The following is an 11,065-nucleotide window of genomic DNA, read 5'->3' as shown; positions in this document are numbered from 1 at the left end:
TACGTGCTCGCCGGATCAACGAGTTAACGACACGTTGCGATGTGGACACGTCCTTCGTGTCACTCGATCGTCGGCACGCCGTCCGGCCGGGGCAGCGGTCGGTGACGGCGGGGTGCCGGGTTGTCAGCCGCATGTCCGATCATCCCGGCGTCCGCGTCCGCGTTCGGTCGATCGGTGGGCTCCGTCGAGCGACCGCGCGGCAGGGCGACCGTGCGGCAGGGCGGCGGGGCGGCGGTGTCAGGCAGCGGTGGCGGCCGCCGGCATCCCGACGGCCTCGGCGAGCAGCTCGTAGGAGCGCAGCCGGTCCTCGCCACGGAACATCGAGGTGGTGACCATCAGCTCGTCGACGCCGGTGCGCGCGACCAGCTCCTCGACGCCGGCCCGGACGGTCGCCGGCGACCCGATGATCTGGTCGGCCTGCCGCTGCTCGACGAACGCGCGGGCCTGGTCGGTCCACTCGAAGCCGGCGACCTCCTCCGGGCCCGGCAGGGTGCGCGGGTTCCCGAGCCGCAGCTGGAGGAACTGCAGCGCCGACGGCAGCGCCAGCTCGCGCGCCTCGTCGTCGGTCGGCGCGCAGAACACGCTCGCGGCGATCATCGAGTACGGCTCGGACAGCGTCGCCGAGGGCCGGAACCGCGCCCGGTAGCGCTCGAGCGCGGGCAGCGTGTTGCGGCTGCTGAAGTGGTGCGCGAACGCGAACGGCAGGCCGAGCATCCCGGCGACCTGGGCGGAGTAGTCGCTGGACCCGAGCAGCCACAGCGAGGGTGCGTTGCCCGTCGCGGGGACGGCCACCACGTCGGCGTCGCCGCGGAAGTAGGACGACAGCTCCACCAGCTGGTCCGGGAAGTCGTCGGGGGCGTGCAGCCGGTCCGCCGCGATCCCGCGCAGCGCCGCGGCCGTGCGCGGGTCCGTCCCCGGGGCGCGTCCGATGCCGAGGTCGATCCGGTCCGGGTGCAGGGCCTCGAGGGTGCCGAACTGCTCCGCGACGACGAGCGGGCGGTGGTTGGGCAGCATCACCCCGCCCGAGCCGACCCGGATCCGTTCGGTGGCGCCGGCCAGGTGCGCGATGAGCACCGGCGGCGACGAGCTGGCGATGCCGGGCATGGCGTGGTGCTCGGCCACCCAGTACCGGGTGAAGCCGAGCTGCTCGGCGCGCTGCACCAGGCGGGTGCTGTGCGTCAGCGCGTCGGTGGCCGACGAACCGTCGGCGACGGGGACCAGGTCGAGCACGGAGAGCGGAACCACGACGACCTTCAACGTCGGCGCGGCGGCGAATCTTCCCGGCGCGGGCCTCGCCGCGGGTGGTGAGCCCGGTACGGGAGCGGCGCCGAGGGGGCGAGTCCGGGCCGGGTGCGGGAACCCGGCCCGCGCAACCCGTTGGTGCGTCCCGACTAGCATCGATGTCGACCCCGCCATGGAGTCACACACCCGACGCCACAGCCCTGGAGGCCGCACCGTGTCCGCACCGCCCGCCCCGCCCGCGTCCGCCCCGATCCGGGTGCCGGCCGGGACGACCGCCGGTGCGCGCATCCGGGAGGGCGGCCTGCCGACCAGCGGCCCGGAGGCGATCGTCGTCGTCCGCGACGCCGAGGGGAACCTCCGCGACCTGGCGTGGGCGCCGGAGTCCGACACCGACGTCGTCGCCGTCGGGGCGAACACCGAGGCCGGCCGCAGCGTGATCCGGCACTCGGCCGCGCACGTCCTGGCCCAGGCCGTCCAGCAGCTGTTCCCGAAGGCCAAGCTGGGCATCGGCCCGCCGGTCACCGACGGCTTCTACTACGACTTCGACGTCGACGAGCCCTTCACCCCCGAGGATCTGAAGAAGATCGAGTCGGCGATGAAGAAGATCGTCAAGGCGGGGCAGAGGTTCGAACGCCGCCGGTACGCGTCGCAGGACGAGGCCCGTACCGAGCTGGCCGAGGAGCCCTACAAGCTCGAGCTCATCGACCTCAAGGGTGGCGCGGACAGCGACGGCGAGGTCATGGAGGTCGACGCCTCCGGCGAGCTGACCGTCTACGACAACGTGCACGCGCACACCGGCGCCGTCGTGTGGTCCGACCTCTGCCGGGGCCCGCACCTGCCGACCACCAAGTTCGTCCCGGCCTTCACCCTGACCCGCTCGGCCGCCGCCTACTGGCGCGGGAACCAGGACAACGCCCAGCTGCAGCGGATCTACGGCACCGCCTGGGAGTCCCAGGAGGCCCTCGACGCCTACCTCGAGCGGATCGCCGAGGCCGAGCGCCGCGACCACCGCCGGCTCGGCGCCGAGCTGGACCTGTTCAGCTTCCCGGACGAGATCGGCTCCGGGCTGCCCGTCTTCCACCCCAAGGGCGGCATCGTCCGCAAGGAGCTGGAGGACCTGTCCCGCGAGCGGCACGCGGCCGCCGGGTACGAGTTCGTCTACACCCCGCACGCCACCAAGGGCCAGCTGTTCGAGAAGTCCGGGCACCTGCAGTGGTACGCCGAGGGCATGTACCCGCCCATGCAGCTCGACGCGGAGTACGACGAGAACGGCGAGCTCAAGCGGCCGGGCATCGACTACTACCTCAAGCCGATGAACTGCCCGATGCACAACCTGATCTTCTCCTCGCGCGGGCGGTCGTACCGGGAGCTGCCGCTGCGGCTGTTCGAGTTCGGCACCGTCTACCGGTACGAGAAGTCCGGCGTCGTGCACGGCCTGACCCGGGCCCGCGGGTTCACCCAGGACGACGCGCACATCTACTGCACCCGCGAGCAGATGGGCGACGAGATCCGCTCGCTGCTGCAGTTCGTGCTCGACCTGCTGCGCGACTACGGCCTCGACGACTTCTACCTGGAGCTCTCCACCCGCAACCCGGAGAAGTCCATCGGCGACGACGAGTCGTGGGCCGAGGCCACCGAGGCGCTGCGGTCCGCCGCGGAGAGCTTCGGGGTGGAGCTCCGCGACGACCCGGGCGGCGCCGCGTTCTACGCGCCGAAGATCTCGGTGCAGACCCGGGACGCGATCGGCCGCTACTGGCAGATGTCGACCATCCAGGTCGACCTGATGCTGCCGGACCGGTTCGAGCTGGAATACACCGCGCCGGACGGCTCCCGGCAGCGTCCGGTGATGATCCACCGCGCGCTGTTCGGGTCGATCGAGCGGTTCTTCGGCGTGCTCACCGAGCACTATGCCGGCGCGTTCCCGGCCTGGCTGGCCCCGGTCCAGGTGGTCGGCATCCCGGTGACCGACACCCAGGACGAGTACGTCCGCGAGATCGCCGCGCGGCTGCGCGCCCAGGGGATCCGGATCGAGGTCGACGCCGGCGACGACCGCATGCAGAAGAAGATCCGTACCCACACGATGGCGAAGGTGCCGTTCCTGCTGCTGGCCGGGGCCCGGGACGTCGAGGCCGGTGCGGTCAGCTTCCGCTTCCGGGACGGCTCGCAGCGCAACGGCGTACCGGTGGACGAGGCCGTGCGGGCGATCGCCGACTGGGTCGGCTCGCGGACCAACGTCTCGCCGGACGCCGAGGTGTTCCTCCCGGCCTGAGGTCCGGGCCGACCCGGCGACACCGCTCCGGCGGCACTTAGGATCGCCGGTCATGGAGCACGGCGAGCCGGAGTGGGTACCGCAGCAGGGCGTCGGGACGCCCGACGGGTTCACCCGGCTGTGGACCCCGCACCGGCTCGCCTACATCAAGGCCTCCGCGGACGCCGGCTGCCCGTTCTGCCGGATCGCCGCCGGTGAGACCGACGGAGCGTCGGAGGACCCGGACGCCGACAACCTCGTCGTCGCACGCGGCGACGAGGTGTTCGCGCTGCTCAACCTGCACCCGTACAACCCGGGACACCTGATGGTGCTGCCCTACCGGCACGTCGCCGACCTGGAGGACCTCACCGACTCCGAGACGGCCGAGCTGACGGCCTTCACCCGGGCGGCCGTCGTGACGCTGAAGAAGGTCGCCGCACCGCACGCCTTCAACGTCGGGCTGAACCTGGGGACGGTCGCCGGCGGGTCGCTGGCCGAGCACATCCACCAGCACGTCGTCCCGCGGTGGGGCGGGGACGCCAACTTCATCGCCGTCGTCGGGCAGACGAAGGTGATCCCGCAGCTGCTGTCCGAGACCCGGGAGCAGCTGGCCTCGGCATGGGTGGCGCCACCGCCGCCGGCGGCGCCACCGGACTAGGCTGGAGAGTCCTGTCCCTCCGCTGAGGAGTCCGCCGCCCACGATGCTGAACCTGTTCGCCCGCGGGCACGTCGACCGGCTCACCGATCCGGTAGGACGTCGGCTGGTCGAGCGCGGCGTCAGCCCGGACACCGTGACGGTCGCCGGCACCGTCGGGGCCGTCGTCTGCTCGGTGGTGCTGCTGCCCGCCGGATGGCTCGTCCTCGGCGCGGTGCTGGTCACGCTGTTCGTGCTCACCGACCTGATCGACGGGGCGATGGCCCGGGTCCGTGGCGGTACCCGGTTCGGGGCGGTGCTCGACTCGACCTGCGACCGGATCGTCGACGGCGCCCTGTTCGCCGCGCTCGCCTGGTGGGCGCTGACCGGCGGCGCCGAGCCGGTCGCCGGGGCCGCCGCGCTGGTCAGCCTGGTCGGTGGCCAGATCGTCTCCTACGTCAAGGCCCGCGCCGAGTCGGTCGGGCTGACCGCCGAGGGCGGGCTGGTGGAGCGCGCCGAACGGCTGATCCTCGGCCTGCTCGGCGCGTTCCTGGCCGGGCTCGGGGTGCCGTACGCGCTCACCGTCGCGCTGGTCCTGCTGGCGATCGGGACGGTGGTGACCCTGGGGCAGCGGATCCTGGCCGTGCGGCGCAGCTCCCGCGAGGTCCCCCGTGCCGGCTGACCGGCTCTCCGAGCTGCTCGCCACAGCCGGGTACACGGCCGGCTGGACGCTGGCCGGGCGGCTGCCCACCGGCGTCGCCGCGCGGTTGTCCGACGCGGGCGCCGACCTCGCGGTCCGCCGCGACGGCCCCGGTGTACGACGGCTGCGCGCCCACCTCGCCCGGGCCCGCCCGGACGCCGGCCCGGCCGAGCTCGACGACCTCCTGCGACGGGGGATGCGCAGCTACGCCCGCTACTGGCGGGAGGCGTTCGCGCTGCCCGCGATGGATCCCGCCGCGGTGCACGCGGCCATGCGCCCGCACGTGCACGGCATCGAGGGCTCGCTGGAGACGCTCCGCGCCGGACGGGGCGTGCTCTACGCGCTGCCGCACTCCGGGAACTGGGACCTCGCCGGCGTCTACCTGATCCACGAGCTGGCCCGGCTCGGGCTCGACCCGGCGCTCACCACGGTCGTCGAGCGGCTGCGCCCGGAACGGCTGTTCCGCCGCTTCGTCGACTACCGGCGCGCGCTCGGGTTCGAGATCGTCACCGCCGACCGGCCGCGGGCCGCGCACCGGGCGCTGACCCGGCGGCTGCGCGACGGGGGAGTGGTGTGCCTGGTCGCCGACCGCGACCTGTCCGGCGCCGGCGTCGACGTCTCCTTCCTCGGCGCCCCGGCCCGGTTCCCGGCCGGACCCGCGCGGCTGGCCCGGGCCACCGTTGCCGCGCTGCACCCGGCGTACCCGGTCTTCGCCGGCGACGCCTGGGGCGTGCATGTCGGCCCGGAGATCCCGGTCCCGGACCGGATGGCCGAGGGGAAGGCCGTGCAGGCGCTGGCCGACGCGTTCGGCGAGCTGATCGCGGCCCGGCCGGAGGACTGGCACATGCTGCAGCCGATCGGGGCGCCGGCGTGAGCGGCGCGCTGCGGGTCGGGATCGTCTGCCCGTACGCGCTCGACGTGCCCGGCGGGGTGCAACGGCACGTGCTCGACCTGGCGGCCGCGCTGCGGGACGGCGGGCACAGCGTCGACGTCCTGGCCCCGTCCGGCGACGGCTCCTTCCCCGGCGGCACGGTCCCCGACTACGTGACCCCGGCCGGCCGGGCGCTCGGCGTCCCCTACAACGGGTCGGTGGCCCGGGTGACCTTCGGACCGCTGACCTGGCACCGGGCGCGGCGCTGGCTCGCCGCGCACGAGTTCGACGTCCTGCACCTGCACGAGCCGACGACGGTCAGCGTCTCCGTCCTCGCCCTGATGGCCGCCCGCGGCCCGATCGTCGCGACGTTCCACACCTCGACCGAGCGGTCCCGGGCCCTGGTCGCGTTCGGCGGGATGCTGCGGCCGCTGATGGAGAAGGTCACCGCCCGGATCGCGGTCTCGGCGACCGCCCGGCGGGTGCAGGTCGAGCACCTCGGCGGGGACGCGACCGAGATCCCGAACGGCGTCGACGTCGGCCGGTTCGCCCGCGGCCCGGCCCTCGACGACCTCGTGCCCGGCCTGCCCCCGGCGCGGGAGCGGGTCGGGTTCCTCGGCCGGTTCGACGAGCCCCGCAAGGGCATGCCGGTGCTGCTCGACGCACTGCGCCTGCTCGCCCCCGGCCGTCCCGGCCTGCGGGTGCCGGTCGTCGGGCGGGGGGACGGCGACGCGTTGCGCCGCGCGGCCGGGCCGGAGCTCGCCGGGCGGATCGACCTGCTCGGCGCGGTGGACGAGCCGGTGAAGGCCGCGGCGCTGCGCGCGATGGACGTCTACTGCGCCCCGCACCGTGGTGGCGAGAGCTTCGGGATGGTGCTCACCGAGGCGATGGCCGCCGGGGCGCCGGTGCTCGCGAGCGACATCGAGCCGTTCCGCGCGGTGCTCGGGCCCGCACCGGCCGGACGGCTGTTCCCGGCCGGGGACCCCGGCGCGCTCGCCGCCGCGCTGGAACAGCTGCTCGACACCCCGGCGGAACGGGCACGGCTGGCCGCCGCCGGACAGGCCCGGGCCGCGCGGTTCGACTGGCCGGTCGTGGCGGGGGAGGTGGTCCGGGTCTACCGGGCCGCGATCGCGGCGGCCCCGCGGGCGGTCGAGGGCGGTGTGGCGTGACGGCGCCCGCGACCCTGCTGCTCGCCGCCGTCGTGCTCGTCGTGGCCGCGCTCACCCTGTGGTGCCTGACACGGGTGCGTCGGCTGCACCGGCTGCACGCCCGGACCGACGCCGCCCGCGCGGGCCTCGCCGTCGCCCTGGACCGGCGGGTGACGGTGGCCCGCCGGGTCGCCGCCGTCGTCGCACCGCCGGTGGCGGAACGACTGCGCCGGGCCGCGGACGCCGCGACGGCCGTCCCGGCGCCGGCCCCGGACGGCCGGGACCCGGCCGGGGTGCGGGAGGAGCGCGAGGTGTGCGAGAACGCGCTGACCAGGGCACTCGCCGCCGTCGACCGGGCCGGGCTGGACCCGCGCCTGGCCGCCGGGCTGGCCGACGCCGAGGTGTTCGTCGTGCTGGCCCGGCGGGTGCACAACGACGCCGTCCGGGACACCCGGGTGCTCCGGTCCCGCCGGCTGGTGCGCTGGTTCCACCTCCACGGCACCGCGCCGGAGCCGGTGTACTTCGAGGTCGCGGACCCGGAACCCGCGGGTTCGCCGGTCGGGTCTGACGTAGAATCGATCCGTCATCCGACCGCCATGTGAGGAGCTCCGATCCCCGTGTCCGACGTGTCCCGTCCCGCGCCCACCAACGACGAGGGTCCGCAGCACGGCACCGCGCGGGTCAAGCGCGGCATGGCCGAGATGCTCAAGGGCGGCGTGATCATGGACGTCGTCACCCCGGAGCAGGCGAAGATCGCCGAGGACGCCGGTGCCGTCGCCGTGATGGCCCTCGAGCGCGTCCCGGCCGACATCCGCGCGAACGGCGGCGTCGCCCGCATGTCCGACCCCGACATGATCGCCGGGATCGTCGAGGCCGTGTCCATCCCGGTGATGGCCAAGGCCCGGATCGGGCACTTCGTCGAGGCCCAGGTCATCCAGTCGCTCGGCGTCGACTACATCGACGAGTCCGAGGTCCTCACCCCCGCGGACGAGGCGCACCACATCGACAAGTGGGCCTACACCGTGCCCTTCGTCTGTGGCGCGACGAACCTGGGCGAGGCGCTGCGCCGGATCTCCGAGGGCGCGGCGATGATCCGCTCCAAGGGTGAGGCCGGCACCGGCAACGTCGTCGAGGCCACCCGGCACATGCGCTCGATCCGCACCGAGATCGGCCGGCTCGCCTCGCTCGACGCCGCCGAGCTCTACATCGCGGCCAAGGAGCTGCGCGCCCCGGTCGAGCTGGTCGCCGAGGTCGCGCGCACTCAGAAGCTGCCGGTCGTGCTGTTCACCGCGGGCGGGATCGCCACCCCGGCCGACGCGGCGATGATGATGCAGCTCGGCGCCGAGGGCGTGTTCGTCGGTTCCGGGATCTTCAAGTCCGGTGATCCGGCCCAGCGCGCGTCGGCGATCGTGAAGGCGACGACCTTCCACGACGACCCCGACATGATCGCGAAGGTCTCCCGCGGCCTTGGTGAGGCGATGGTCGGGATCAACATCGGCGACATCCCGGAGGACCAGCGCTACGCCTCGCGCGGCTGGTGACCCGCTAGCACCCTCGCACGACGCCCCGCCCGGCGCGCTCCGGGCGGGGCGTTCGTCGTTCCCGGGGCCGCCGGCCGTCGTTGATCGACGGTCGGGGAGCGGAGCGTGCGTCGGACGCAGGTTCTGCTCCACAACGGATGATCATCGGGCGCCTGCCGGGGTACGCGCCGACCTCGGGCGCGGCGCCGTGGTTCCGGACCACGGACGCGCGCTGATCCGTGCGACGCGCGCCGAACCCGCGGACGCGCGCGCCGGGACGCGCGTGTTCTCCGGACACCCGCGCGGATGCCGGCTCCGCGCGCGTTCCCGGGCGGCCGGGCGCACCGGCGACCGGCGTCGCAGGGGCCCCGTCGACGTCGCAGAGGCCGTCACGGCTGCGAGGTGGGGGAGGTCTCTGCGAGGACGGCGCCGGCGGGACGGCCCCGGCCGGGCGGTCGTGTGCACCACGGTCGCGTGAACCGCAGCGTCACCCGACGTGGGGTCGACTCCGATCTGCACCCGGTTTGCGCTCACTCGTGCGCGGGGTTGCCTACTCGATGTGGTGAAAGCGGTGCACGCGGTGACTCTGTGGCACTTAGCGTCTCGTGAGCAAGTAGAGACCAGTGGGGCGGAGGAGCCTGATGGGACGCTCTGTGCGAGTCGCGGCGATCGCCGCCGCGATGCTGATCAGCCTCCCGGCTGCGGCGTTCGCCGACACCGGGACGGCACAGCCGGGCGCGACGACGGCGGTGGACTGCCCGGCACCGGGCTCGGACCCGGGTGCGGGCGCCGGTTCGGGACCGGCCGGACCCGGCGCACCGGGGAGCCCGGGCGACGCCGGCGACGACCCCTCCGGCGCGGCCGACGACCCGGATGCCGGCTCCGACCCGGATGCCGGCTCCGGCGACCCGGATGACGGATCGGGCGGCGACCCGGGCGACGGCTCCGGCGGGACCGGCGACGCGGGCGACTCGGGCGACTCGGGCGACTCGGGCGACTCGGGCGACAGCGGCTCCGGGGATGCCGAGGCCTCGGCCCGCGCGGCGAACCCGGACGACACCGACCCCGCCGGCTCCCCGAACCCGACCGGCGACCAGAGCGACCCGGGTCCCGCCGACACCCCGAACCCGTCCGGCCAGGGGGACCAGGATCCGGCCGGCGATCCGGACGGACCCGGCGCCCCGTCCGGCCCGGGCAGCCCCACCCCGGCGACCCCCGCGCAGCCCACCGGCCCCGACGACTGCGATCCCGCCGACGCCCCCGGGGACACGACCGCCCCGCAGGACCCGCAGACCTCGCCGGGCGCGCCCGGGCAGGAGGCCTACGTGGGCGAGTCGACCAGCGCCGCCGTCGCACACGGGTGGGGCGAGGCCGACGTCGTCGACGAGTTCGACTCGAGCGACCTCTCCGAGTGGAACATCTACGACGGCCCCGGCCACGCCGGCGAGGGCACCCGTTCGCCGAGCGCCGTGTCGGTGCAGGACGGCGTCCTCACCATCGACGGCGACGCCGACGGCACCACCGCCGGCATGGCCTGGACCGGGCACAACCAGAAGTACGGCCGCTGGGAGGGCCGCGTCCGCGCCCCGGAGTCCGACCCGACGTACAACGCGTTGCTGCTGCTCTGGCCCACGGCCGAGGACTTCCCGGTCGGCGGCGAGATCGACTTCATGGAGATGACCGACCACACCCGGCAGACCACCGAGCTGTTCCTGCACTACGGCGAGGACAACAGCCAGGTCCAGGGCGAGGTCGAGATCGACGGCACGCAGTGGAACAACTGGGCGGTCGAGTGGAGCCCGGAGGGCGTCGTCGCCTTCGTCAACGGCGAGGAGTGGTGGCGCACCGAGGACACCTCGATCCTGCCGCCCGGGCCGATGCACCTGTGCATCCAGCTCGACTGGTTCCCGCGCGGGGAGGGCGACGTGCAGCCGTCGAAGATGGAGGTCGACTGGGTGCGTCAGTACTCGATGCCGGAGAGCGAGCAGGGCGGCCGCAGCGAGGGCCTCGTCGGCGACATCCTCGACCGGATCACCGAGGGGGCCCCGGACCCGAGCGGCGCGGCGAGCCGCGCACCGAGCGGAACCTGATCCTCAGCGGTACTCCATGACGAGGACGGCGGTGGCGCCGGGGGAGTGGGCCCGGTAGGCGTGCGGTCGGTCGCCGGGAAAGGTGAGGTAGTCACCGGGGTCGAGATCGACCTCCTCACCGTCCGGGCCCGCGCTCCAGCGGCCGCTCGCGACGACCAGGTGCTCGATCGTGCCGGGCAGGTGCGGATCGGCACGGCGCGGCTCGCCGGGCTCGGACGTGATCACGTGCACGTCCCGCCGCGCGCCCGGTGGGCAGGCCGACAGCAGTGCTCCGGTGAAGGGTGAGTCCTCGGAACGTACGGCCGGGCGTTCGTGGGCCCGCACCACCCGGATCGACGACGCCGGCGGGTCCACCAGCGCGCTGAACGGCACGTCGGCCACGACCGCGATCGCCCACAGCGTCTCCACGCTCGGGTTCCCGGTCCCCGCCTCGAGCTGGGACAGCGTCGACTTGGCGATCCCGGCCCGGCGGGCCAGCTCGGCCGACGAGATCCCCAGCCGTTCCCGTTCCCGCCGGATGGCCAGGGCGATCGTCTCCAGCGGAGGCGTTCGATCCATCGGTCTCCTCAATCGATTTGACGAACGATGAGCGCTCCGTTCACTGTATCGGAC

At 74.3% G+C, this 11,065-nt stretch carries 10 protein-coding genes; 8 read left to right on the top strand and 2 right to left on the bottom strand.

The annotated features are described in order from the left end of the window. Window positions 1–237: 237 nt before the first annotated feature. Window positions 238–1,245 (bottom strand): LLM class flavin-dependent oxidoreductase, encoded by a 1,008-nt coding sequence (locus WIS52_RS05750; RefSeq protein ID WP_349297056.1) that lies wholly within the window; start codon window positions 1,243–1,245, stop codon window positions 238–240. 211 nt (window positions 1,246–1,456) lie between these two features. On the opposite strand from WIS52_RS05750, the gene thrS reads away from it, so the two are divergent. From thrS to WIS52_RS05710, 8 genes are all read left to right on the top strand, one after another. Beyond that, window positions 1,457–3,511 carry a threonine--tRNA ligase gene (gene thrS, locus WIS52_RS05745; RefSeq protein WP_349297055.1) on the top strand — a complete coding sequence of 685 codons (2,055 nt, stop codon included), beginning with the start codon at window positions 1,457–1,459 and terminating at the stop codon, window positions 3,509–3,511. Window positions 3,512–3,563: 52 nt separating this feature from the next. Next, window positions 3,564–4,148: an HIT family protein gene (locus WIS52_RS05740; RefSeq protein ID WP_349297054.1), complete on the top strand. Its 585-nt coding sequence runs from the start codon at window positions 3,564–3,566 to the stop codon at window positions 4,146–4,148. A gap of 43 nt (window positions 4,149–4,191) precedes the next feature. Next, entirely contained in the window at window positions 4,192–4,806 is a 615-nt protein-coding gene (gene pgsA, locus WIS52_RS05735) for a phosphatidylinositol phosphate synthase (protein WP_349297053.1), read from the top strand. Next, window positions 4,796–5,698, top strand: coding sequence for a phosphatidylinositol mannoside acyltransferase (locus WIS52_RS05730; RefSeq protein WP_349297052.1), 903 nt, complete (start codon window positions 4,796–4,798; stop codon window positions 5,696–5,698). The genes pgsA and WIS52_RS05730 overlap by 11 nt, the downstream gene beginning before the upstream one ends. Before the next feature lie 8 nt (window positions 5,699–5,706). Beyond that, the gene (locus WIS52_RS05725) at window positions 5,707–6,864 is read left to right on the top strand and encodes a glycosyltransferase family 4 protein (protein WP_349297370.1); all 1,158 of its coding nucleotides are present in this window, start codon (window positions 5,707–5,709) and stop codon (window positions 6,862–6,864) included. Next, window positions 6,861–7,445 carry an NUDIX hydrolase gene (locus WIS52_RS05720; protein ID WP_349297051.1) on the top strand — a complete coding sequence of 195 codons (585 nt, stop codon included), beginning with the start codon at window positions 6,861–6,863 and terminating at the stop codon, window positions 7,443–7,445. The genes WIS52_RS05725 and WIS52_RS05720 overlap by 4 nt, the downstream gene beginning before the upstream one ends. A 24-nt stretch (window positions 7,446–7,469) precedes the next feature. Beyond that, complete coding sequence (pdxS, locus tag WIS52_RS05715) at window positions 7,470–8,384, top strand: pyridoxal 5'-phosphate synthase lyase subunit PdxS (protein WP_349297369.1); 915 nt, start codon at window positions 7,470–7,472, stop codon at window positions 8,382–8,384. A 620-nt stretch (window positions 8,385–9,004) separates the two neighbouring features. Then, a complete protein-coding gene (locus WIS52_RS05710; RefSeq protein WP_349297050.1) occupies window positions 9,005–10,453 on the top strand; it encodes a family 16 glycosylhydrolase in 1,449 nt (482 codons plus the stop codon). Window positions 10,454–10,456: 3 nt separating this feature from the next. Here WIS52_RS05710 and WIS52_RS05705 read toward each other — a convergent pair whose 3' ends face one another. Continuing rightward, window positions 10,457–11,011 carry a helix-turn-helix domain-containing protein gene (locus tag WIS52_RS05705; protein ID WP_349297049.1) on the bottom strand — a complete coding sequence of 185 codons (555 nt, stop codon included), beginning with the start codon at window positions 11,009–11,011 and terminating at the stop codon, window positions 10,457–10,459. Window positions 11,012–11,065: the final 54 nt, after the last annotated feature.

It is taken from the genome of Pseudonocardia nematodicida (genome assembly GCF_040105385.1).
Taxonomy (GTDB): domain Bacteria; phylum Actinomycetota; class Actinomycetes; order Mycobacteriales; family Pseudonocardiaceae; genus Pseudonocardia; species Pseudonocardia nematodicida.
Note: the sequence above shows the minus strand (reverse complement) of the source record. Positions and strands in the feature narration are given on the sequence as shown.

Excerpts from the sequence above, each read along its gene's own strand:
- WIS52_RS05705 (WP_349297049.1), bottom strand. The coding sequence starts at position 11,011 with ATGGATCGAACGCCTCCGCTGGAGACGATCGCCCTGGCCATCCGGCGG.
- pgsA (WP_349297053.1), top strand. The coding sequence starts at position 4,192 with ATGCTGAACCTGTTCGCCCGCGGGCACGTCGACCGGCTCACCGATCCG.
- WIS52_RS05710 (WP_349297050.1), top strand. The coding sequence starts at position 9,005 with ATGGGACGCTCTGTGCGAGTCGCGGCGATCGCCGCCGCGATGCTGATC.
- WIS52_RS05740 (WP_349297054.1), top strand. The coding sequence starts at position 3,564 with ATGGAGCACGGCGAGCCGGAGTGGGTACCGCAGCAGGGCGTCGGGACG.